Origin of the sequence: Caulobacter sp. UNC279MFTsu5.1, from assembly GCF_900114015.1 — a bacterium.
Taxonomy (GTDB): Bacteria; Pseudomonadota; Alphaproteobacteria; order Caulobacterales; family Caulobacteraceae; genus Caulobacter.
On sequence record NZ_FORN01000042.1, the window covers coordinates 1 to 22,126 of the forward strand.

Sequence of the window (22,126 nt, forward strand, 5' to 3'; positions counted from 1 at the left end):
TGGGAAGGGTGCGAAGCGCCCGGGCCTCGCCCGGATGGTTTGCAGTTGTAAGTACCGTTTCGACGAAGTCAGGCGCTTCGCGTGGAGCCGTTATCCGGAAGCCTTCGGATCGCGGATTTTTAACCCGCTCCGATGGAGGCCCCCGACGGGCGGGGTGTTGGCGCGCCCCGGACCGCTTGGGCGATTTCAGCCCAGGCCTGCTGGCTCGATCCGCCTATCCCGGCGCCGGAGTTTCGTCGCGACCAAGGCGAACCTGCTCCGAACCGACCTGGGACGTCTCCGCGGAGACATGACGGACAAGCCTTCCCGCTCGTCCACCCCCGAAGGCCGCATCGGTCGCCGTACGTGCGCCCTCCCCGTGCCTTCAGGTGCAAGCAGTATGCGGCCGGTCTGAACGCGGCGGCGCTCGTGACGCTACTTATTTTGTAGAATTTTGAAGTTGTTGCGGTTTGTCCCGCGGTCCACGGGGATAGACGCATGCCCATCCCCGCGGCCGGTGTCATTCCCCGCCGTCGGCCCAGACGGAGATCCGCCCCTCTTGACTTGATGGGAGCGTGAGCGGAAACGCTCGACCATGCTCCAGCGCTACATAAACTTCCGGCTGGTGGCGATCCTCGCCGTGGCGCTGCTGGTCAGTTGGATCGCTCAAGGGCTGACATACGCCGTCCTGCGCGAGATCTCACCGCCGGTCGGCGCTTGGGATTTGATCGACCGCGAAATAGCGGTCAGCCGCCATGACCGGATCATCGTGCATCTGGCCCAGGGCCAAAACCTGTTCCTGCTGGCCGTGCAAACCGCGCATGTCGTCATCGGCCTAGCGTTCGTCGTCGTGTTCCTCGCCGCCATATGGACCTACGAGGAGCCAAAATCGCGCGCCGAGAGAACCATCAGGCCGCTCAGCCTTGACTCCCCCGCCGGACCCGAGGAAACCCCGCGTCCATGATCACCCGCTATTCCCGCCCCGAAGCCGCCGCCATCTGGTCCAGCCAGACCAAGTACAAGATCTGGTTCGAGATCGAGGCCCACGCCGCCGACGCCATGGCCGAGCTGGGGGTGATCCCCAAGCTGGCGGCGCAGACGATCTGGGAGAAGGGCCGCGACGCGGTCTGGGACAGCGACCGGATCGACGAGATCGAACGCGTCACCAAGCACGACGTCATCGCCTTCCTGACCCACGTGTCGGAGATCGTCGGCCCCGAGGCCCGCTTCCTGCACCAGGGCATGACCAGCTCGGACGTGCTGGACACCTGCTTCGCCGTGCAGCTCAGCAAGGCCACGGACCTGCTGCTGGAGGACGTCGACCTGATCCTGGCCGCCCTGAAGCGCCGGGCCCTGGAACATAAGATGACGGTGTGCGTCGGCCGCAGCCACGGCATCCACGCCGAGCCGATCACCTTCGGCCTGAAGCTGGCCGGCTATTACGCCGAGTTCCAGCGCGCCAAGGAGCGCCTGGCGATGGCCAGGTTCGAGATCGCCACCTGCGCGATCTCGGGCGCGGTGGGCACCTTCGCCAACGTCGACCCGCGGGTCGAACAGCACGTGGCCGACAAGATGGGCTTGGCGGTCGAGCCGGTCTCGACCCAGGTGATCCCGCGCGACCGCCACGCGGCCTATTTCGCCGCCCTGGGCGTGGTCGCCTCATCGGTCGAGCGCCTGGCCACGGAAATCCGCCACCTGCAGCGCACCGAGGTGCTGGAGGCCGAGGAGCCGTTCGATCCGGGCCAAAAGGGCAGCTCGGCCATGCCCCACAAGCGCAACCCGATCCTGACCGAAAACCTGACCGGCCTGGCCCGCCTGGTCCGCTCGGCCGTGACCCCGGCCATGGAGAACGTCGCCCTCTGGCACGAGCGCGACATCAGCCACTCGTCGGTCGAGCGCGGCATCGGTCCGGACGCCACGATCCACCTCGACTTCGCCCTGCGCCGCCTGGCCGGGGTGATCGAACGCTTCAACATCTATCCCGACAACATGGCCAGGAACCTGGACAAGCTGGGCGGCCTGGTGTTCTCGCAGCGGGTGATGCTGGCCCTGACCCACAAGGACGTCAGCCGCGAGGACGCCTATGCGGCCGTGCAGGGCAACGCCATGAAGGTCTGGCGCGGCGAGGGCCGGTTCATCGACTTCCTGAAGGCCGACCCGGTCGTGTCGAAGGCCCTGACCGACGCCGAGCTGGAGGAGCTGTTCGACTACGGCTACCACACCAAGAACGTCGATGTGATCTTCAAGCGGGTGTTCGGCGAGCAGGGCTGAGGACTCATTCGTTTCCTACCCCTGTCACCCCGGACGCAGCCCGACGAACGTCGGGCGAAGATCCGGGGCCGCCGGAAACTCGGCGCTCAGGCGTCGGTCCCGGTTCGGCGCGCCGCGCGCTTGTCCGGGATGACACGCCGAGGAAGCGGTTCGTCATGATGCTGGAGCGCCCGGCATGACCCGAAAATCCGGCTTCCCGCCCGTCGTCGACGCGACCACCCGCGTGCTGGTCCTGGGCAGCCTGCCGGGCGGGGCCTCGCTGGCCGCGGGGCAGTACTACGGCAATCCCCGCAACGCCTTCTGGCGGCTGATGGAAGGCGTGCTCGACACGCCGCTGGTCACGCTGGCCTATGACGACCGGCTGGCCGCCCTGCTTGCGCGGGGCGTGGGCCTGTGGGACGTGATCGCGCAGGCCGAGCGGCCCGGCAGCCTGGACGCCGCCATCCGCGATCCCGCCGCCAACGACCTGCTCGCCCTGGTCGAGACCTTGCCCGACTTGCGCGCCGTGGCCTTCAACGGCGGCACGGCGGCCAAGCTCGGCGGCCGGCTGGTCGGCGGCCGCGTCGCCACCCTGGCCCTCCCCTCCTCCAGCCCCGCCCACGCGGCGCGGTCGTTCGCGCAGAAGGCCGACCTCTGGAACGGCCTGCGGGCTTTCCTGCCTACCAGAGTCAGCTGACGCCGTAGCCGTCGAAGACCGCCTTTTTCGAGACCAGCGAGGTGTTCTCGACGATCGCCTGGGCGATCGGCACGCGATCGAAAGGATCCTTGTGCGGAAGCGTCGACGAACCGGCGACGCGGGCGTGGGTCAGCCTAATCGGCAAGGACTGAAAGCCCAGCGCCTCGATCTCGCCCTCGAACCTCGCAGCCGGCACGGCGGCCTCGGAAAGCTTGCCGATGCAGTGCGGGCGAAAAGCAGATCGAGGATGGGTCGCCACATTACAGCATTTTCATCTGCGTCCGCCCCGCAACTAGGGCAGCATCCTGCGTTCCGAGGAGAGACCTTATCCTATGCGCATCTTCCTGCTGGCCGCCGTTTCGGCGGTCGCCCTGTCCACGACCGCCCTGGCGGCCGATCCGCCGGCCAAGGCGATGTACGGCGACTGGGGCGTCGACCTGACCGCCGGCGACCGGTCGATCTCGCCGGGGACCGACTTCGACAAATACGCCAACGGCGCCTGGGCGGCGCGCACCAAGATTCCCGACGACCAGGCCTCGGCCGGCGTCGGTTACGACGTCTACAACCGCGCGCAGGACCAGCTGCGCACCCTGATCGAGACGGCCGACGCCTCGACCCAGATCGGCGCGCTCTACAAGAGCTTCATCGACGAGGCCAAGGTCGAGGCGGTCGACGACAAGCCGCTGAAGGCGGACCTGGCCAGGATCGCCGCGATCAAGTCCAAGGCCGACTTCGCCGTCGCCATGGGCCAGGCCCAGGGCGGCTTCGGCGGCGGCGTCTTCTCGCTGGACATCTATCCGGACGCCAAGAACCCGGAGATCAACACCCTCTATATCGGCCAGGCCGGCCTGGGCCTGCCCGACCGCGACTACTACCTGACCGACGGTTTCAAGCCGCAGCTGGCCGCCTACACCGCCTTCATCGAGCGGGCCCTGAAGATGGCCGGCTATCCCGACCCGGCCAAGAGCGCCGCCGACGTCGTGGCCTTCGAGACCAAGATCGCCAAGGTCAGCTGGCCGGTCGCCGACCGCCGCGACATCGACAAGACCTACAACCCGACCACCGCCGCCGAACTGGCGACCTATGCGCCGTTCCCCTGGACGCCCTACCTGGCCGCGGCCGGCATGCCGGGCCTGACCAAGGTGGTGCTAGGCGAGAAGACCGCCGTGCGCGACATCGCCAAGGTCTATGACGAGACGCCGCTGGAGACGCTGAAGGCCTGGCAGACCTTCAACGTCGTGGCCGAGACCTCGCCGTACCTGTCCAAGCGCTTCGTCGACAGCCGCTTCGAGTACGTCAAGGTTCTGAGCGGCCAGTCGACCCTGCGGCCCCGCTGGAAGCGCGGCGTGCAGCTGGTCGACGGCAGCCTGGGCGAGGTGGTCGGCCAGGCCTATGTCGCCAAGTACTTCCCGCCCAGCTCCAAGGCCCAGATGATCGAGCTGATCGCCAACCTGAAGACGGCCATGGCCGCGCGGATCCAGAAGGCGCCGTGGATGAGCCCGGCGACCAAGGCCGAGGCCCTGACCAAGCTTAGCAAGATGCAGGTGATGGTCGGCTATCCCGACAAGTGGCGCGACTATTCGGGCCTGAAGCTGGACGCGAACGACCTCTACGGCAACGTCGCGGCCAGCCGGCGCTTCGAGTGGGCCTATACGCTGAGCGACCTGGGCAAGCCCGTCGACCACGGCAAGTGGGGCATGACCCCGCAGACCGTGAACGCCTACAACGGCGGGCTGGAGAACAAGATCGTCTTCCCGGCCGGCATCCTGCAGGCGCCCTATTTCGATCCGGCCGCCGATCCGGCGGTGAACTACGGCGCGATCGGCGCGGTGATCGGCCACGAGATCAGCCACGGCTTCGACGACCAGGGCCGCAAGATCGACGCCACCGGCAAGCTGCGCGACTGGTGGACCGCCGAGGACGCCAAGCGCTTCGACGCCCAGGCCGACGTGCTGGGCAAGCAATACGACGCCTACGAGCCCGTGCCCGGCGCCCACATCAACGGCAAGCTGACCATGGGCGAGAACATCGCCGACCTGGCCGGCCTGCAGGTGGCCCTGGACGCCTACCACGCCTCGCTGGGCGGCAAGCCGGCCCCGGTGATCGGCGGCCTGACCGGCGACCAGCGGCTGTTCCTGGCCTTCGCCCAGGCCTGGCAGGACAAGTCGCGCCCCGACTCGCTGAAGCAGCAGATGGCGTCCGACCCGCATTCGCCGTCGTCGTTCCGCGTGGTGGGCCCCACCCGCAATGTCGACGCCTGGTATGCGGCCTTCGGGGTCAAGCCGGGCGACACCTACTACCTGCCGCCCGAAGCCCGCTCGCGGGTCTGGTGATGTGAAAAGGCCCGCGCCGCATCGCGCGGCGCGGGCCTCCGATTCGAACCGTCCGGATCAGGCGATGTGCTTGACCGGCACGTGCTCGACATGGGTGTTCAGGTAGTTGAAGCCGCCCGAGCCGTTCCAGGCCTGGTCGACCGACAGCGCGGCCGTGAACTTGGCCAGGAACGAGCCGATGGCGGGCGGCGGCACGCTGTAGACGAATTCGCCGCTCAGCGAGACCAACTGGTGGTTGGGGCCGAAACCGGTCTGATAGATCTGGCCGGTGACCGGGAAGCGATGATTGCCGCCCAGCACCGCCTGGTTGACCTCGGCGATGCCGCTGACATGGCCCGAGGCCGCCTGGACGGTGAGGGCCAGGTTGACGATCGGGGCGCCGGGCGTGCCGACATTGCCGACCACCGCCTTGACGAAATAGAGCCCGATCTTGTCGCCGGCCTGCTGGGTGTGAAGCGTACCGATATCATCGGCCATGGTGCGTCCTCCTTGCGTTGGCGACCGTCCAGGTCGCCTTACGCGAGCGTGATACATCCGCGCGTTGAGGACACCCAACAAAACCTTTGGGCGTTTTCTTGTTTTCTATCAACCAAAGCGAGAAGACGATCCGTGCACGGCGCAGGGCGATCGCACGCCCGCCGCAAACGACAAGGCCCGGCGGCGACGGGCGTCGCGGCCGGGCCTCGCGGGCGGTGTTAGATTATTTCGCCGAAACGGCTCGGCCTATTCGCCGGCGGCGATCTGGCCGCGGGCCAGGGCCAGCAGTTCGTCCATCTTGCGACGAACCTCGCCCTCGCCGACATTGACGCCCGAGCCCTTCAGGTCGCCGGCGACCTTGCGCAGCACGTCCTCGTCGCCGGGCTGCTCGAAATCGGATTTCACCACGGCGCGGGCGTACTCCTCGACCGTCGCCAGGCCCATCAGCTCGGCCGCCCATTCGCCCAGCAGGCGGTTGCGGCGGGCGGTCGCCTTGAATTCCTGTTCCTGCTCCAGCGCGAACTTGCGTTCGAAACCCTGTTCGCGTTCGTCGAAGGTGGTCATGAAAGCCCCAATAGTCTCTGAGCCGGCTGCATATCCTCTGGCGAGCCGCCGGGCAATCGGAAGCAACGCCGCAGCATCACCGATCCGCTCACAATCGCGCCGTTCCGGCTAGGGTCGTTTGCGCCAGGGGCCGCGTTCGGCTAGTTTCGGGACGACATTTTTCGTGAGCGGCCTTGAGTCGGACGCCGCGCGCAGCTATCCGCCGCGCGCGCTTTTCGTTTCTCCGGAGATTTCCGGCCGGTTTTTCCGGGAGGGGCGCGCCCGCAACCAGAAGGGCCTCGACGAGAGCCATGACCACCCGCCGCAAGAAGATCTACGAAGGCAAGGCCAAGATCCTGTACGAGGGTCCCGAGCCCGGCACCCTCATCCAGTACTTCAAGGACGACGCCACGGCCTTCAACGCCCAGAAGAAGGCTGTCCTCGAAGGCAAGGGCGTGATCAACAACCGCATCAGCGAGTACATCATGACTCGCCTGAACGGCATCGGCGTGCAGAACCACTTCATCCGCCGTCTCAGCCTGCGCGAGCAGCTGATCAAGGAAGTCGAGATCATCCCCCTCGAGGTGGTGGTGCGCAACATCGCCGCCGGCTCGATCGCCACGCGCCTGGGCCTGACCGAAGGCACCCCGCTGCCGCGCTCGATCATCGAGTTCTACTACAAGGACGACAAGCTGGGCGACCCGATGGTCTCCGAGGAGCACATCACCGCGTTCAACTGGGCCGCCACCCAGGAGATCGACGACATGATGGCCATGGCCCTGCGGGTGAACGACTATCTGTCGGGCCTGTTCAGCGGCGTCGGCATCACCCTGGTCGACTTCAAGATCGAGTTCGGCCGCGTCTATGAAGGCGACTTCAGCCGCGTGATCCTGGCCGACGAGATCAGCCCCGACAGCTGCCGGCTGTGGGATTCGGCCACCAACGAGAAGATGGACAAGGACCGGTTCCGCCGCGACCTGGGCAATGTCATCGAAAGCTACACCGAGGTGGCCCGCCGCCTCGGCATCATGAAGGAAATGCCCACCGTCATCCAAGGCGGCGTGCACTAGTTGGGATCTCCTCCCTCGTGCAACGGGGGAGGTGGCGCGATGCGCGGCATCGTGACGGAGGGGGCGCACCGCCCGATCGCCGTGGACGGGACGCCCCCTCCACCGCTTCGCGATCCCCCTCCCCCGTTTGGCTTCGCCGCCCTGGCGGGTCACGGATGAGGAGAAGAAGTTGAAAGCCAAGGTTCAAGTGTTCCTCAAGCCCGGCGTGCTGGACGTCCAGGGCAAGGCCGTCGAAGCCGCCCTGCACGGCCTGGGCTGGGCCGACGTCTCGGGCGTGCGGGTGGGCCGCACCATCGAGTTCGACCTGACGGAGACCGACGCCGCCAAGGCCGAGGCCGAGGTCAAGGCCATGTGCGACAAGCTGCTGGCCAACACGGTCATCGAAAGCTACCGCGTCGAGATCGCCTGACACAGACTTGGGGACATGCGCCTGCGCATGTCCCCGCGGCATCCGAAGCGCCCTCCCCCGGGAGCGGCGCTTTTTCTTTGCGCCACGCCTTCCGCTCCCGCCTCGACGCCCCATGTTCGGGAAACACGGAGGGGACCCCATGAGCGCGAAGTACGAACTGGCCCAGGTCAATATCGGTCGCCTGCGCGCGCCGATCGATCACCCGATGATCAAGGACTTCTTCGACAACCTGGGTCCGATCAACGCCCTGGCCGAGGCCTCGCCCGGCTTCGTCTGGCGCCTGACCGGCGAAGGCGACAACGCCACCGACCTGCAGCCGTTCGACGACCCGATGATCGCGATCAACATGTCGGTCTGGACCGACATCCCGTCGCTGGGGGCCTATGTCTACCGCAGCGGCCACGTGCAGTTCATGCGCCGCCGCCGCGAGTGGTTCGAACACATGGACCTGTACATGGCCCTGTGGTGGGTCCCGGTCGGCCACCGCCCGACCATCGAGGAGGCCAAGCAAAAGCTGGCCCTGCTCGAGGCCCACGGGCCAACGCCGGAAGCCTTCACCTTCAAGATCCCCTTCCCCGCGCCGGACAAGGCGACGGTGGAGCCGGTGCTGGACGAGTGTGCTTAGCCAACTAAGACTGTCATCCCGGTAAGACTGTCATCCCGGACGAGCGCGCAGCGCGGAGATCCGGGACCGACGCGTGAACTCGGCGTTTCCGGCGGTCCCGGATCTTCGCCCGGCTTTCGTCGGGCTACGTCCGGGATGACAAATCTATTGGCGCGATCAGACCTCCCGCCCGCTGACAACCCCCGCGAACGGTGCTACAGGCCCGCGCCATGAAAGCCGCTGTCGTCGTCTTCCCCGGTTCCAATTGCGATCGTGACTGCAAGGTCGCCATCGAGCGCTCCGCAGGAGCCCGCGTCGAGATGGTCTGGCACCAGGAGACGGCCCTGCCGGACGACCTGGACCTGATCGTCCTGCCCGGCGGCTTCTCCTATGGCGACTATCTGCGCTGCGGGGCCATGGCCGCGCAGAGCCCGGTGATGCGCGAAGTCGTCAAGGCCGCCAACGACGGGGTCGCGGTGGTCGGAATCTGCAACGGCTTCCAAGTGCTGTGCGAGGCGGGCCTGCTGCCCGGCGCCCTGCTGCGCAACGAAAAGCTGAAATACATCTGCAAGCCGGTGGCCCTGGACGTGGTCAACAGCCAGACCCGCTTCACCGCCAGCTTCGGCGAGCAGCGCTCGGCCGTGATGACCGTCGGCAACGGCGAGGGCAACTTCTTCGCCGACGAAGCGACGCTGGACCGCATCGAGGGCGAGGGCCAGGTGGTGTTCCGCTACCAGGACAATCCCAACGGCTCGGCCCGCGACATCGCCGGCATCATGAACGCCAAGGGCAACGTGCTGGGCCTGATGCCCCACCCCGACCGCTCGTTCGACCCCGACCTGGGGTCGGAGGACGGGGCGATCCTGTTCCGCAGCATCTTCGCCAGCGCCTGACGAGGCCAAAGGGGGCTCCGATGCGTCGTTTCTCGATCACCGTGGCCCTCCTTCTCGCCGGACCGTCGATAGCGGTCGCCGGCCAGGTCCCCGATCGCTGCGGCTATGGCGATTTCGCCTATTTCGCCCAGGACGGCGTGGCCGCCTACAACGTCTCGCCCCCGACCGGCGGACGGACCTACTTCCACGACGATGACGACGGCGATGGCCTGGGCTGTCCCGGCGCGCCGAGCTGCCGGCGGAAAAGCTATCTGGTCGTCCAGGACGAGGTGCTGGTCAGCAAGGTCGAGAACGGCTGGGCCTGCGCCTGGTACGGACGCGGCGACCGCCACACCGTGGGCTGGCTGAAGATGGCGGACCTGATCAAGTCGGCCGTTGCCCCCTCCGGCGAGGGCGACTGGCTGGGTGCCTGGCGCTTCGGCGACAACCAGATCACGATCACCCGCGACAAGAAGGGCTTCCACGCCGAGGGCGAAGCCACTTGGAAAGGGCCGGCCTCGGTGCACGAGGGTTCCTTCAAGGGCCGCCTGGAGGTCAAGGGCGTCACGGCGAGCTACGCCGACCCCGCGGGCACGGAGCCCTTCTGCAGCGTCGATATGCGCCGTGTGAGCCGCTACATGGTCGTCGCCGACAGCGGAAGCTGCGGTGGCGCGTCGGTGAGCTTCGACGGCGTCTACACGCGCTAGCGGCCCCGAAACGCTGTTATATTATAGCGCCCCGCGAAAACCGCTCCTAAGGTGCCCGCATCCTATGGGAGCTTTTCGATGAGTCTCGCGTCGACCCTCCGCGCCGGCCTGCTGGCCGCCGCCGCCCTCACCACCTTCACCGGCGCGGTCCATGCCCAAACGCCGGCCCTGACGCCGGACGTCGACGGCAAGTACGTCGCGCCCAAGGCCGGCTACGACTACGACAAGCGCGTGGTCATGATCCCGATGCGCGACGGGACCAAGCTTTACACCGTGATCGTCGTGCCCAAGGGCGCGAAGAACGCCCCGATCCTGCTGACCCGCACGCCCTACAACGCCGCCAAGCGCACGGCGCGCAACGACAGCCCGTCCATGCTGGCCACACTGGCCCAAGGCGACGAGGTGTTCGTCAAGGACGGCTACATCCGCGTCATCCAGGACATCCGCGGCAAATACGGCTCGGAAGGCGACTACGTGATGACCCGCCCGCTGAAGGGGCCGCTGAACAACAGCGAGGTCGACCACGCCACCGACGCCTACGACACCATCGAGTGGCTGACCAAGAACGTGCCCGAGAGCAACGGCAAGGTCGGCATGCTGGGCTCGTCCTACGAGGGCTTCACCGTGGTGATGGCCCTGGTCAATCCGCACCCGGCCCTGAAGGTGGCCGCGCCGATGAGCCCGATGGTCGACGGCTGGATGGGCGACGACTGGTTCCATTTCGGGGCCTTCCGGCAGGTGAACTTCGACTATTTCGCTGGCCAGACCACCAAGCGCGGGGCCGGCGACAGCGTCGTGCGCCAGAGCGCCGACGACTACGAGAACTTCCGCCGCGCCGGTTCGGCCGGCGACTACGCCAAGGCCAATGGGCTGGACGTCCTGCCCTGGTGGAGGAAGCTGACCGAGAACGCCGCCTACACGCCGTTCTGGAGCCAGCAGGCGCTGGACAAGACCATGGCCGAGCAGCCGCTGAAGGTGCCGACCATGTGGATCCAGGGCCTGTGGGACCAGGAGGACATGTGGGGCGCGGTGCACGCCTACGCCGCCACCGAGCCCAAGGACACGGCCAACGACAAGAGCTACCTAGTGCTGGGCCCCTGGCGGCATAGCCAGGTGAACTATGACGGCGCCAGCCTGGGCCCCTTCAAGTGGGACGGCGACACCGCCCTGCAGTTCCGTCGCGACGTGCTGCTGCCGTTCTTCAACCAGTACCTGAAGGACGGCGCGCCCAAGGCCGACACTCCGCCGGTGTTGATCTACGACCCCGGCCAGAACCGCTGGGACCGCTACAAGAGCTGGCCCCAGGGCGGGAACAAGCCGCTGTACCTGACCGAGAAAGGCGGCCTGTCGTTCAGCGCCCCCGCCCCGGCCAAGGGCGCGGCGGCCTATGACGAATACGTCTCCGACCCGGCCAAGCCCGTGCCCTACGTCCCTCGCCCGCTGAAGTTCGGCGACGGCGACCGCTGGAAGCCCTGGCTGCTGACCGATCAGCGGGCCGTGGCCGACCGCACCGACGTGCTGAGCTACGTGTCCGAGCCCCTGACCGCGCCGCTGAAGATCGCCGGCGTGCCGAAGGTCAACCTGACGGCCTCGACCAGCGGGACCGACAGCGACTGGGTGGTCAAGCTGATCGACGTCTTCCCCGACGAGGTCCCCAGCCAGCCCGAACTGGGCGGCTACCAGTTGGCCGTGGGCATGGACATCTTCCGCGGCCGCTATCGTGAGAGCTTCAGCGAGCCCAAGGCGCTCAAGCCCAACACGCCGCTGAAGTACCAGTTCATCCTGCCGACCGCGAACTACACCTTCCAGCCGGGCCACCGGATCATGGTGCAGGTGCAGTCCAGCTGGTTCCCGCTCTACGACCGCAACCCGCAGACCTTCGTGTCCAACATCTTCTTCACCAAGCCGGGCGACTACGTGAAGGCGACGCAGCGGGTCTATCACGCGGGCGACACGGCCAGCTTCATCGAGCTGCCGGTAGTGGGGCCGTAAGCCCCACAATGAAAAAGGACCGAAGGCTTGCGCCTTCGGCCCCTCCTTCACAGTCACGGAGCGGAGTTCGTCAGCGGTCGCGGCGCTGCTGGTCCGCCGGCTTGGCCGGGCCGCCGGGAGTGCGGCCCTGCTCGTTCTGGCGGTCGCGTTCGCCTTGCTGATGCTGCTGGCCCGGGGACTGTCGCTGCGGTTCGTTCTGCTGCTGTTGCGGGCCTCGGGTCTTGTTGTCGCCCATGAGCTTTCTCCTTGCACAACGCGCCGATCGCGCACGGACAAGAAAACGGCTCGGGAGTCGCCCCGTTCCCAGCGCCAAGCTGCCTTAATTACGGCTTAGCTTTTGAATCCGCACCGGATTTTCGATGATCTGCCCCTTCATATAGGGATCGTCGGCCTTGGCGACGGTGGGGGCGTCGTGGATCCTGCGGACCACGTCCATGCCCTCGACCACCTTGCCGAAGGCCGCGAAGCCCTGGCCGTCCTTGTTGCGGGCCCCGCCGAAGTCCAGGGCCGGATTGTCGCCCAGGCAGATGAAGAACTCCGACCCCGCCGTGCCCGGCTGGTCGCGCGCCATCGAGATCACCCCGTCGGTGTGTAGGATCCCCGTGACCGTGGTGGTCTCATGGGCGATGGCCGGCAGCGGGCTGTCGTCGCGGTTCAGCCCGCCCTGGATGACGCTGATGACAGCCGGGTTGTTGTCGTTCCTGGGCGAGACGGTCCGGTAGAAGCTTCCCCCGTCCAGCAGATGCCGGTCGGCATAGGCCAGGAAATTGGCCACGGTGATCGGCGCCTTGTCCGGATAGAGCTCGATGATGATCGGCCCCAGGTCCGTGACCATCCGCACCCGGACGGGCGCGGCGCCGGCGGCGGTCAGCGGCAGGGCGACGGCGAGCGCCAGGAGGTGGCGGCGGGTGATCATGCAAGCGCGCTTTCGATGTCGGTTTGGGTGAAATCGTCGCCCTTAAAGAGCAGCGGCTCTCCCATGACCTTCGCCAGAGCGTAGGAGAAGCTGTCGCCATAGTTCAGGGCGGCCGGATGACGCCCCTTGCCATAGACCCGCCGAGCCTCGGCCGCGAGGAACGCCTGCTCGGCTGTCACGGCGACAATGGTGATGTTCAGATCGACGAGATCTTCATCAAGCATCTCCTGTCCGCGCTCTAGATCGATCTTACGGAAGTAGACCTCCGCACATTCGACATAGGAAGCAGCCGACATCTTCCGAACCCAAACGCTGTCGATCGCGGCATAGAGCGCGGCACGCTCAGGCTCATCCAGAGCGGTCGCCATGAGAGCAGAACTGTCGATGACCATCAGAACGGCTGGCCGAACTCGTCGTAAAGTTCTTCCTGCTCGATTTCCCGCCAGGTACGAGGATCCTGCGTCCTCGGCCGCGCGTCGAGCTTGGCGAAAAAGGCCCGCTTGCGGGCTTCCCGCTCTTCGGACGTGAGGTTCGCGCCGGAAAGGCGCTCCTTCCGTTCAAGCAAAGCCTGCCGATAGACTTCGGGCACGCTTTCGCCCGTGGCGTCGGAGATTTCGCGCGCCAGGGTCTCGATTTCCTCAGGGAGGAATTGGATGCCCATTTCAGACCTCGTCTTCGTCTTGGAAATCTAGCGGAATCCCCCGGGCCACGCTAGAAGGCCCGCCCATGAGCACCTCGACCGCCCCCGCGAAATCCATGGCCGACACGGCCGCCGAGTTTGGCCTCAAGCCGGAGGAGTACGCCGTCGTCCTCGACCGCCTGGGCCGCGAGCCCAACCTGGTCGAGCTGGGGGTGTTCTCGGTGATGTGGTCCGAGCACTGCTCGTACAAGTCGTCGAAGAACCAGCTGAAAAAGTTCCCGATCACCGGCCCGCGCGTGATCTGCGGCCCCGGCGAGAACGCCGGCGTGATCGACATCGACGACGGCGACGCCATCATCTTCAAGATGGAGAGCCACAACCACCCCTCCTACATCGAGCCCTACCAGGGCGCGGCGACGGGCGTGGGCGGCATCATGCGCGACGTGTTCACCATGGGCGCGCGGCCGATCGCTCTCCTCAACGCCCTACGGTTCGGCGAGCCGGACCATCCCAAGACCAAGCGCCTGGTCGACGGCGTGGTGGCCGGCATCGCCGGCTACGGCAACTGCGTGGGCGTGCCCACGGTCGCCGGCGAGACCAACTTCCACAAGGGCTACAACGGCAACATCCTGGTCAACGCCATGTGCGTGGGCCTGGCCGACGCCGACAAGATCTTCTACTCGGCCGCCCCGGGCGCGGGCCTGGCGGTGGTCTATTTCGGCTCCAAGACCGGCCGCGACGGCATCCACGGCGCGACCATGTCCTCGGCCGAGTTCAGCGAGGACTCCGAGGAGAAGCGCCCGACCGTGCAGGTCGGCGATCCCTTCGCCGAGAAGCTGCTGATCGAGGCCACCCTGGAGCTGATGGCCACCGGCGCGGTCGCCGCCATCCAGGACATGGGCGCGGCGGGCCTGACCTCCTCGTCGGTCGAGATGGCCGGCAAGGGCGGGGTCGGCATCGAGCTGAACATGGACATGGTGCCCCAGCGCGAAGAGGGCATGAGCGCCTACGAGATGATGCTCTCGGAGAGCCAGGAGCGCATGCTGGCGGTGCTGAAGCCCGGCCGCGAGCAGGACGGCCACGCCATCTTCGAGAAGTGGGGCCTGGACGCCGCCGTCATCGGCCACACCACCGACACCGGCCACCTGGTGCTCAAGCACCACGGCGAGGTCGTCTGCGACGTGCCGCTGGCCCCGCTGTTCGACGACGCGCCGCTGTACGACCGCCCGTGGGTCCAGCCGACGCTGCATCCGCGCCTCGACCCGGGCAAGATCGCCGGTCCGGCCGACTGGAACGCCGCGGTGCTGAAGGTGGTCGGCAGCCCCGACATGGCCTCCAAGCGCTGGCTGTGGGAGCAGTACGACCGCCACGTGATGGCCGACACCCTGGAAGACAGCGCCACCGGCTGCGACGCGGGCGTCGTGCGCATCCACGGCAAGGGCAAGGCCATAGCCGTGACCAGCGACGTCACCCCGCGCTACGTGCAGAACGACCCCTACGAGGGCGGCAAGCAGGCCGTGGCCGAGGCCTGGCGCAACCTGACGGCCGCCGGCGCAACCCCGATCGCCATCACCGACAACCTCAACTTCGGCAGCCCCGAAAAGCCCGAGACCATGGGCCAGATCGTTCGCGCCACCGACGGCATGGCCGAGGCCTGCCGGGCGCTGGACTTCCCGGTCGTGTCGGGCAACGTCAGCCTCTACAACGAGACTAACGGCGTCGCCATTCCGCCGACCCCGACGGTCGGCGCCGTGGGCCTGATCAATGACTACGACCTGCGCATGGGCTTCGGCAACGTGGCCGAGGGCGATGCGCTGGTGCTGATCGGCGAGACCCACGGCGAGCTGGGCGCCTCGATCTATCTGCGCGAGATCCTGGGCCGCGAGGACGGCGCCCCGCCGCCGGTCGACCTGGCCGTCGAGCGCAAGAACGGCGACTTCGTGCGCGGCCTGATCCCCACGGGCCTTGTCGCGGGCCTGCACGACCTGTCGGACGGCGGCCTGCTGATCGCCGCGGCCGACATCGCCCTGGCGTCCAAGGTCGGCGTCACCCTCAACGCCAACAGCCACGCTCACGCCCACCCCTATCTGTTCGGCGAGGACCAGGCCCGCTACCTGGTGGCCACGCCCGATCCGGAGGCGGTGCTGGCCGCGGCCAAGGAGGCCGGCGTCCACGCCAACCTGGCCGGGGCGGCCGGCGGCGACGTCTTCGCCTCGACCGACCTGTTCAGCATCCCGCTGGAAACCCTGCGCACGGCCCACGAGGCCTGGCTGCCGGGCTTCATGGGCGCCGTGGCCTAAAAGGACCATCAGCATGCGTACGATCCCTATGCTCGCCACGGCGAGCCTGGCCCTGTTGCTGCTGGCGGCCTGCGCCCCGGCCGCCCAGGCCCCCGCCCCGACCACCGCCCAAAGCGCCGACGCCTCGTGCGCCGCGCGCGGCGGAACGATGCAGCCGGTCGGCCGCCTGCAACGCCCGACCTGCGTCGTGCCCTATGCCGACGCCGGCAAGACCTGCTCGGACAAGGCCGACTGTCAGGGCGCCTGCATCGCCGAGGGCAACCTGGAAGCCCAGGGCGCCGTGACCGGCCAGTGCCAGAAGACCAACGTCCAGTTCGGCTGCTACGCCAAGATCGTGGGCGGCAAGGCGACGGCCGCGATCTGCGTCGACTGATCGGGCCTCCGTCGCCTCAGGCCACGGCGAACGCGGCCCGAGGCGCCGCCCGCAGCCGGGCGGCGTCCCGTCCCGGGGGCGCGCCGAACAGGCGGGCGTATTCGCGGCTGAACTGGCTGGCGCTGTCGTAGCCGACGGTGAAGCCCGCCCCCGCCACGTCGCCCGGCTGGCTCAGCAGCAGGGTCCGCGCCGCCTGCAGCCGCAGCTGCTTCTGATACTGCAGCGGGCTCATGGCGGTGACCGCCTTGAAATGGCGGTGGAACGAGGCCGGGCTCATGCCCGCCAGCCGGGCCAGGTCCTCCACCTGCATGGGCGCGGCGAAATTGGCCTGCAGCCACTGGATGGCGCGGTTGACCTGCGAGAGGCGGCTTTCGGCCAGGCCGATCTGCCGGACCGTCGCCCCGCTGGGTCCCTGCAGCAACCGCCACAGCACCTCGCGCTCGAGCATCGGCGCCAGCACCGGGATGTCGGCGGGCCGATCCAGCAGGCGCACCAGCCGCAGGATCGCATCCACTAGGTCCGGCCCCGCCTCGTTGACCTGCAGGCCGCCCGCCGAAGCCGCCGGAGACGCCTGCGCAGGCGCCTCGAGAACCAGCCGGGCGATCTTGACCGGATTCAGGGCGACGCTCAGCGCCGCGTAGGGTCCTTCGACGACCTGACCGCAGACCGGCAAGTCGACCGACACGGTCAGGAACTTGCCCGCGTCGTAACGGAACAGCCGGTCGCCCAGCGCCGCATGCTTGGCCCCGGCCACGATCAGGCACAGCAGGGGCTGGTAGACGATCGGCATGGGTTCGGTCGGCGCGCTGGCCCGATACAGCGTCAGACCCGGGACCGGCGTTTCCGAGGTTCCCTCCCGGGCGTGACGGTCGAGCAGCACGCGGATTTCAAGCAGCGAGTCCATGCCCGACATAGGCGTCCAAGCGACCGCGCGGATCAAGCACGAGCGCCTCGACTGATCGGATCGTGCAAGAGCTTGCGAGCAACGCCCTAACGCCTCGATGCGTCGGAAGCCTTCAATGTCCCTACAGACAAGGAGATTTCCCATGAGCAAGATCTGGTTCGTCACCGGCGCGGCCCGCGGCCTCGGCGCCGAAATTGCCAAGGCCGCCCTGGCCGCCGGCGATCGCGTCGTGGTCACCGGACGCCGCCGCGAGGCGCTGCAAGCCGCGTTCGGGCCCGACGGCGACGCCCTGTTGTCGCTGGCCCTCGACGTCACCCGCGACGCCGACGCCGAGGCCGCCGTCGAAGCGGCCCTGGCCCGCTTCGGCCGCATCGACGTGCTGGTCAACAACGCCGGCTACGGAAACCTGGGCCTGTTCGAGGAGACGACCGACGCCGAGGCCCGGGCGCAGTATGACACCAACGTCTTCGGCCTCTACAACGTCACCCGCGCCGTCCTGCCGGCCATGCGCCGCCAGCGGACCGGCCGGATCTTCAACATCTCGTCCGTCGGCGGCCTGCTGGGCGGCGAAGGCGGCTCGCTCTATTGCGCCACCAAGTTCGCGGTCGAGGGCTTTTCGGAGTCGGTCGCCAAGGAGGTGGCGCCGTTCGGGATCCACGTGACGATCGTCGAGCCCGGCTTCTTCCGCACCGACTTCCTTGATGACAGCTCGGTCCGCTACGGCTCGCGCCAGATCGACGACTACGCCGGAATCTCAGCCCAGATGAAGGCGTTCTGGGATGCGCGCAACCACGCCCAGGCCGGCGATCCGGCCAAGCTGGGCCGGGTGCTGGTCGAGCTGGCCGGCCGGACCGATCCACCCCTGCGCTTCGCCGCCGGCTCGGACGCCGTGGCGATGATCAGCGGCAAGATCGCCAGCCTGCAGGCCGAACTCGACGCCTGGCGCGACCTGTCGGTCACCACCGACGGCGACGACCTTCCGGCCCAGGCCGAGGCCTCGGCCGGGACCTGGCGCTGATCCGAGGACGGGCCCCCAGAGACCCCGCGGTTCACGCCGCGGGCTGGGGTCCGTCGCCTTCGAAGACGCCGACGCTGGACTTGTTCTGGTCGTCGGATCGGTTGCGGAAGTCGGACGCCGCCTCGCTTTCCGGGACCGGCGCCGGATGGGCGTCCCGCCACAGGTCGCGCAGCCACTTCCACAGCAGGGTCAAGATCATCGCTCCCTCCCAGGGCGGGTCTTCGCCTCTTTGGATCGCGCCGGATCGTCCCACGACCGCGCGGCCGAACCGAAACCCTACACCCGAAGGCTGAAAAACCGCCACCGCAATCGGAAATGGCGCAGCTAGGCTCGCCGCCGCGCCACCTGGGCCACGCGCTCCAGCACCACCGGGCCGGCCGCCGGACCGGCCGCATAGACGAAGTCCGGGCTGTCCATCGGCTTGCCGGTTCGGCGGTCCACCAGCACCGGTTCGGCCGGCAGGCCGGTGGCCGCCTCGACCATCTGGCTGGCCACGCCCTCGACCGCGTAGTGACGATTGCCGAAGGCCATCAGCGCCGTCATCACCGGCGCGAAATCGCGCGCCAGGTCGGTCGCCAGGTATTCGTGGCGCAAGGGGCGCTCCTGATAGGGCCGGCGCTGCAGGAAGCCCGCCTCGACCAGGGCGGCCAGCCGCTGGGCCAGGATGTTGGGCGCCACGCCCAGGCTCTTCTCGAACTGGTCGAACCGGGTCAGGCCCTGCAGGGCGTCGCGCAGGATCATCAGGCTCCAGGTGTCGCCCACCCGCTCCAGCGTGCGGCCCACGGGGCATTGTCCAGGATCGAAGGCGCGTCGGGTCATGACCTCAATATAGGCGCTCGCTAGCAAATCGAAAGTCAATCACTTGCATTTTGAAAGCTACCTACCACTTCAGCCTCACGGCCGGGCCATGGGGTCCTCGCCCAACCCTTTCGGGATGAAGACGATGAGCAAGCAAGACATTCGCGGCGCGGCCCTGGTCACCGGCGCCTCCACCGGCATCGGCGCGACCTATGCCGACCGCCTGGCCCGCGCCGGCCACGACCTGGTGCTGGTGGCCCGCGACACCGCGCGGCTGGAAGCCCTGGCCGCCAGGCTGAAGGCTGAGACGGGCGTCAAGGTCGACATCCTCACCGCCGACCTGACCGACAAAGCCGACCTGGCCCGGGTCGAGGCCCGGCTGGCCGACGACGCGACGATCGACATCCTGATCAACAACGCCGGCGTCGCCCTGGCCGGCCCGTTCGTCGAGCAGGACATCGAGCGGGTCGAAAGCATGATTCAGCTGAACATCGTCTCGGTGACCCGTCTGGCCCACGCCGCCGCCAAGGCCTTCGCGGCCCGCGACCGCGGCGCGATCGTCAACATCTCGTCGGTCGTGGGCCTGGCCCCCGAGCTGCAGATGGCCGTCTACGGCGCGACCAAGGCCTATGTGACCTACTTCACCCAGACCCTGCGCCTGCAGCTCAGCCCGAACATCCGGCTCCAGGCCGTGCTGCCGGGCGCGACCCGCACCGAGATCTGGGACCGCTCGGGCAGCGGCGGCGCCGAGGCGCTGGATCCCAACGGGCTGATGGAGGTCGACGACATGGTGGACGCGGCCCTGGCCGGTTTCCATCAGGGCGAGCTGATCACCATCCCGTCCCTGCCCGACCCGGCCGACTTCACGGCCTATGACGCGGCCCGGACCAGGCTGCTGCCGAACCTGTCGCGCAACCGCTCGGCCGCGCGCTACAAGGTGGGCGAGCCGGCCTGATCCGCCGCCCGCGGGCCGGGACCTTTCGCGGTCCCGGCCCGGGCCTCCCCACCGTCACGACATTGGCGCATCGCGACACTATCTATCGCGTGACGACGGGCGCCCCGGGAACGAACGCCGTTTCCAATCGCTAGCCCGCTGCCCAAGGAGCGCGACATGGCCGTCATTCCGAACCTGGACGAGTTCATTCTCGAGGAAACCGCCGAGGGGATCTTCCTGACCGTCACCGGCGACGACGAGCAGACCCTGAAGCTGAAGGTCACGCTCGATGACCTGGAAGAGATCGTCGAGGTCATCGACGAGGTGTTCGGGCTGGAGGAGGACGACGGCGAGGCCGAGGAGGTGGACGAGAGCGCGGGTTAGGTCGCCTCACTTGCCCCCGCCTGACCGCTACGCGATCTGTCCGCCCCCATAGGGGGCGGAGCCTCGCACTCCAGGCTCTTCCCCCTTTTGGCGGAAGACGGTCGCGAAGCGACCCGTGGGAGGCGATCCCCCTACCGCCCCGCCGCCCGGCTGATGCCGTCCAGGTCGTCGTCCAGCGCCCGGGTCGCCGTGACCACGGTGGCCACCGCGCGCCTGAAGAAGTCCTGCGGCACGGTGGCGAAGTCGTCGGTGGGCTGGTGGTATTCGGGGTGGTCCTCGACGCCGAAATAGACCCAGGGCACGCCTTTCTCGGCGAAGGCGCCCTGGTCCGACTGGGCGGTCCAGTTATCGTGCTTGCCTAAAGCGTCGGTGTCGTGGCCCAGCAGCAGCTTGACCGGCGCGGTCCTGGCCACGCCCTCCAGCACCGGCTTCAGCCAGGGCTGCGGGCCGGCGCCGCTGGCGTAGAGCTGGCCCTTGGCGTTCTTGCTGATCATGTCGAAATTGACGTTCAGCCCGATCTTGGCCAACGGCGCGGGCGGGTCGGCGACGAAGGCCTTGGCGCCCTTCAGACCGCTTTCCTCGGCGTCGAAGGCGACGATCAGCACGGTGTGGCGCGGCGGCCGGGCCTTGAACGCCTCGGCCACGGCCAGCAGGCCGGCGATGCCCGAGGCGTTGTCGTCGGCCCCGTTATAGACCTGCCCCTTGCGGACCCCCAGGTGGTCGTAATGGGCCGAGACCACCAGCACCTTGTCCGAACTGGAGGTGCCCTCGATCCGGGCCACCAGATTCACGCCGGTGACGTCCTTGCCGAACACCTTGGGCTTGAAGGTGAAGGGCCGCTCGAACGCCTTGCCCTGCGGCCGCAGCCCGATCTGGCCGAAGCGCTTGACGATATAGGCCCGCGCCTTGGCGCCGCCGGGCGTGCCGACGCCCCGCCCCTCCATGTCGTCGGCCGACAGGATGCGGACGTCGTCCAGCGCATGAGCGCCGGGCTTGGGGGCGGCGTGGGCCTGGCCGATCAGGACAATGAAAACGGCCGAGAAGGCGATGACGTGACGGAGGGTTCGAAGGGTCATGCCCCTTTCAATGCGTCCGGATTCCCTGAGCGGCAAGCCAGTCCGCCTCGCTTTGGTCGCCGGGACGCCAGTCGCGCAGCCATCGCAGCGTCGGCGCCTCGGTCGCCAACGCACGGCTAAGTTTGGCCGCCTTGCGCAGCGTACGGACATCGTCGGCCGTACAGCCGCCGTCACGCTGCACGTGCAGCCCCGGCCAGGGACGCCGCGTGACGGAAGTTGGGCGATCATGACGCGGCGGTCCGCAAAGGGTGGGCCAGTAGCGCAGGACTAGGGCTCGCCCTTCCGCATCGCGCTCAAGCGCCGCGGCGCCGAAGTATAGATAGGCGTTTTGGAAAGGCGCGGCGGCGTCCTTGGACGTCTGAAACTGGTATTGCGCGATCATCGGATCGCCGCCCACCAGCACATGCTCGGTTCCGTCGGCCGCCCACAGGACGCCCTTCCAATCCCCGGGCGCCAGCACGGTGTTCGCGCAGTCGGGCCAGGCTGTACTGGACGCTTCCAGGTCAACGTGACAGCCGGGCTCGTCTTCCATCCACCAGCCGGGCCGCACGGCTCCGACGCCCACCGCGTCCTCGGCGGAGAACCAGGGTTTCTCGGAGAACACCAGGTTCTCACAGCCGCCGAGGAACAGCGCCGCCGCCACGGCCAGCATCGAAGTTGGTCTCATCGCAGAGGCCCTCCGCACCTCACGGCGCATCACGGAACAATCACGTGTCCGTGATCTTTCCGTGAAATCCCGTTATCACGCAAGGCGAGAAAGCAACGTTTCAGCCCGAACGGGCATTTTCCCGTATGCCCGTTCTTAAGGTTTACGCCGCATACCGAGGCTGAGAGATTCGGAGTCAAACGC

General features: G+C 67.8%; 27 protein-coding genes. 15 read left to right on the forward strand and 12 right to left on the reverse strand.

Annotated elements, in window-relative coordinates:
• Positions 1-574 precede the first annotated feature (574 nt).
• The 3 genes from BM066_RS19760 to BM066_RS19770 all read left to right on the forward strand — a co-directional run bounded on the left by BM066_RS19760 (position 575) and on the right by BM066_RS19770 (position 2,926).
• A complete protein-coding gene (locus BM066_RS19760) occupies positions 575-943 on the forward strand; it encodes a hypothetical protein (protein ID WP_089930050.1) in 369 nt (122 codons plus the stop codon).
• Positions 940-2,250 (forward strand): adenylosuccinate lyase, encoded by a 1,311-nt coding sequence (purB, locus tag BM066_RS19765; protein WP_089930051.1) that lies wholly within the window; start codon positions 940-942, stop codon positions 2,248-2,250. Before BM066_RS19760 ends, purB begins: the two co-directional genes overlap by 4 nt.
• Before the next feature lie 175 nt (positions 2,251-2,425).
• Positions 2,426-2,926 (forward strand): DNA-deoxyinosine glycosylase, encoded by a 501-nt coding sequence (locus BM066_RS19770; RefSeq protein WP_089930052.1) that lies wholly within the window; start codon positions 2,426-2,428, stop codon positions 2,924-2,926.
• Here BM066_RS19770 and BM066_RS19775 read toward each other — a convergent pair.
• Positions 2,919-3,185: a type II toxin-antitoxin system VapC family toxin gene (locus BM066_RS19775; RefSeq protein WP_143093772.1), complete on the reverse strand. Its 267-nt coding sequence runs from the start codon at positions 3,183-3,185 to the stop codon at positions 2,919-2,921. The genes BM066_RS19770 and BM066_RS19775 overlap by 8 nt on opposite strands.
• 73 nt (positions 3,186-3,258) lie before the next feature.
• On the opposite strand from BM066_RS19775, the gene BM066_RS19780 reads away from it, so the two are divergent.
• Positions 3,259-5,259 carry a M13 family metallopeptidase gene (locus tag BM066_RS19780; protein ID WP_089930054.1) on the forward strand — a complete coding sequence of 667 codons (2,001 nt, stop codon included), beginning with the start codon at positions 3,259-3,261 and terminating at the stop codon, positions 5,257-5,259.
• Between the two features lie 57 nt (positions 5,260-5,316).
• Here BM066_RS19780 and BM066_RS19785 read toward each other — a convergent pair whose 3' ends face one another.
• Positions 5,317-5,736, reverse strand: coding sequence for a DUF1842 domain-containing protein (locus BM066_RS19785; protein ID WP_089930055.1), 420 nt, complete (start codon positions 5,734-5,736; stop codon positions 5,317-5,319).
• Positions 5,737-5,982: 246 nt separating this feature from the next.
• A complete protein-coding gene (locus BM066_RS19790; RefSeq protein ID WP_028040000.1) occupies positions 5,983-6,300 on the reverse strand; it encodes a DUF1476 domain-containing protein in 318 nt (105 codons plus the stop codon).
• Between the two features lie 290 nt (positions 6,301-6,590).
• Between BM066_RS19790 and purC the strand changes: the two genes are divergently transcribed.
• The 6 genes from purC (at position 6,591) to BM066_RS19820 (ending at position 11,933) form a co-directional block, all read left to right on the forward strand.
• Positions 6,591-7,349, forward strand: coding sequence for a phosphoribosylaminoimidazolesuccinocarboxamide synthase (purC, locus tag BM066_RS19795; RefSeq protein WP_035070989.1), 759 nt, complete (start codon positions 6,591-6,593; stop codon positions 7,347-7,349).
• Between the two features lie 169 nt (positions 7,350-7,518).
• The gene (gene purS / locus BM066_RS19800; RefSeq protein ID WP_035070991.1) at positions 7,519-7,758 is read left to right on the forward strand and encodes a phosphoribosylformylglycinamidine synthase subunit PurS; all 240 of its coding nucleotides are present in this window, start codon (positions 7,519-7,521) and stop codon (positions 7,756-7,758) included.
• A gap of 139 nt (positions 7,759-7,897) precedes the next feature.
• Positions 7,898-8,383 carry a DUF3291 domain-containing protein gene (locus BM066_RS19805; RefSeq protein ID WP_089930056.1) on the forward strand — a complete coding sequence of 162 codons (486 nt, stop codon included), beginning with the start codon at positions 7,898-7,900 and terminating at the stop codon, positions 8,381-8,383.
• A gap of 209 nt (positions 8,384-8,592) precedes the next feature.
• Entirely contained in the window at positions 8,593-9,255 is a 663-nt protein-coding gene (gene purQ, locus BM066_RS19810; protein ID WP_089930057.1) for a phosphoribosylformylglycinamidine synthase subunit PurQ, read from the forward strand.
• Between the two features lie 20 nt (positions 9,256-9,275).
• The gene (locus BM066_RS19815) at positions 9,276-9,941 is read left to right on the forward strand and encodes a hypothetical protein (RefSeq protein ID WP_089930058.1); all 666 of its coding nucleotides are present in this window, start codon (positions 9,276-9,278) and stop codon (positions 9,939-9,941) included.
• 78 nt (positions 9,942-10,019) lie between these two features.
• Positions 10,020-11,933 carry a CocE/NonD family hydrolase gene (locus BM066_RS19820; RefSeq protein WP_089930059.1) on the forward strand — a complete coding sequence of 638 codons (1,914 nt, stop codon included), beginning with the start codon at positions 10,020-10,022 and terminating at the stop codon, positions 11,931-11,933.
• A 70-nt stretch (positions 11,934-12,003) separates the two neighbouring features.
• Here BM066_RS19820 and BM066_RS26560 read toward each other — a convergent pair whose 3' ends face one another.
• The 4 genes from BM066_RS26560 to BM066_RS19835 all read right to left on the reverse strand — a co-directional run bounded on the left by BM066_RS26560 (position 12,004) and on the right by BM066_RS19835 (position 13,510).
• Positions 12,004-12,168, reverse strand: a complete 165-nt coding sequence (locus BM066_RS26560; protein ID WP_177218512.1) for a hypothetical protein — start codon at positions 12,166-12,168, stop codon at positions 12,004-12,006.
• 84 nt (positions 12,169-12,252) lie between these two features.
• Positions 12,253-12,849 (reverse strand): peptidylprolyl isomerase, encoded by a 597-nt coding sequence (locus BM066_RS19825; RefSeq protein ID WP_089930060.1) that lies wholly within the window; start codon positions 12,847-12,849, stop codon positions 12,253-12,255.
• Complete coding sequence (locus BM066_RS19830) at positions 12,846-13,241, reverse strand: type II toxin-antitoxin system VapC family toxin (protein ID WP_089930061.1); 396 nt, start codon at positions 13,239-13,241, stop codon at positions 12,846-12,848. The genes BM066_RS19825 and BM066_RS19830 overlap by 4 nt, the downstream gene beginning before the upstream one ends.
• Complete coding sequence (locus BM066_RS19835) at positions 13,241-13,510, reverse strand: type II toxin-antitoxin system VapB family antitoxin (RefSeq protein WP_089930062.1); 270 nt, start codon at positions 13,508-13,510, stop codon at positions 13,241-13,243. The genes BM066_RS19830 and BM066_RS19835 overlap by 1 nt, the downstream gene beginning before the upstream one ends.
• Before the next feature lie 65 nt (positions 13,511-13,575).
• On the opposite strand from BM066_RS19835, the gene purL reads away from it, so the two are divergent.
• Positions 13,576-15,789 carry a phosphoribosylformylglycinamidine synthase subunit PurL gene (gene purL, locus BM066_RS19840; RefSeq protein WP_089930063.1) on the forward strand — a complete coding sequence of 738 codons (2,214 nt, stop codon included), beginning with the start codon at positions 13,576-13,578 and terminating at the stop codon, positions 15,787-15,789.
• Between the two features lie 13 nt (positions 15,790-15,802).
• A complete protein-coding gene (locus tag BM066_RS19845; protein WP_089930064.1) occupies positions 15,803-16,162 on the forward strand; it encodes a hypothetical protein in 360 nt (119 codons plus the stop codon).
• A 16-nt stretch (positions 16,163-16,178) separates the two neighbouring features.
• Here BM066_RS19845 and BM066_RS19850 read toward each other — a convergent pair whose 3' ends face one another.
• A complete protein-coding gene (locus BM066_RS19850; RefSeq protein ID WP_089930101.1) occupies positions 16,179-17,066 on the reverse strand; it encodes an AraC family transcriptional regulator in 888 nt (295 codons plus the stop codon).
• A 142-nt stretch (positions 17,067-17,208) separates the two neighbouring features.
• On the opposite strand from BM066_RS19850, the gene BM066_RS19855 reads away from it, so the two are divergent.
• The gene (locus BM066_RS19855) at positions 17,209-18,084 is read left to right on the forward strand and encodes an oxidoreductase (RefSeq protein WP_089930065.1); all 876 of its coding nucleotides are present in this window, start codon (positions 17,209-17,211) and stop codon (positions 18,082-18,084) included.
• 31 nt (positions 18,085-18,115) lie between these two features.
• On the opposite strand, the gene BM066_RS26565 is transcribed toward BM066_RS19855, so the two are convergent.
• Together BM066_RS26565 and BM066_RS19860 are read right to left on the reverse strand one after the other, a co-directional pair.
• The gene (locus BM066_RS26565) at positions 18,116-18,283 is read right to left on the reverse strand and encodes a hypothetical protein (RefSeq protein ID WP_177218513.1); all 168 of its coding nucleotides are present in this window, start codon (positions 18,281-18,283) and stop codon (positions 18,116-18,118) included.
• 125 nt (positions 18,284-18,408) lie between these two features.
• Complete coding sequence (locus BM066_RS19860) at positions 18,409-18,903, reverse strand: winged helix-turn-helix transcriptional regulator (RefSeq protein ID WP_089930066.1); 495 nt, start codon at positions 18,901-18,903, stop codon at positions 18,409-18,411.
• Between the two features lie 124 nt (positions 18,904-19,027).
• Between BM066_RS19860 and BM066_RS19865 the strand changes: the two genes are divergently transcribed.
• Together BM066_RS19865 and BM066_RS19870 are read left to right on the forward strand one after the other, a co-directional pair.
• Positions 19,028-19,837, forward strand: coding sequence for an SDR family NAD(P)-dependent oxidoreductase (locus BM066_RS19865; protein ID WP_089930102.1), 810 nt, complete (start codon positions 19,028-19,030; stop codon positions 19,835-19,837).
• A gap of 156 nt (positions 19,838-19,993) precedes the next feature.
• Positions 19,994-20,200: a hypothetical protein gene (locus BM066_RS19870; RefSeq protein WP_089930067.1), complete on the forward strand. Its 207-nt coding sequence runs from the start codon at positions 19,994-19,996 to the stop codon at positions 20,198-20,200.
• A 131-nt stretch (positions 20,201-20,331) separates the two neighbouring features.
• Here BM066_RS19870 and BM066_RS19875 read toward each other — a convergent pair whose 3' ends face one another.
• Both BM066_RS19875 and BM066_RS19880 read right to left on the reverse strand, forming a co-directional pair.
• Positions 20,332-21,276, reverse strand: a complete 945-nt coding sequence (locus BM066_RS19875; RefSeq protein ID WP_089930068.1) for a M20/M25/M40 family metallo-hydrolase — start codon at positions 21,274-21,276, stop codon at positions 20,332-20,334.
• A 7-nt stretch (positions 21,277-21,283) separates the two neighbouring features.
• Positions 21,284-21,928 (reverse strand): hypothetical protein, encoded by a 645-nt coding sequence (locus BM066_RS19880; RefSeq protein WP_089930069.1) that lies wholly within the window; start codon positions 21,926-21,928, stop codon positions 21,284-21,286.
• Positions 21,929-22,126 lie beyond the last annotated feature (198 nt).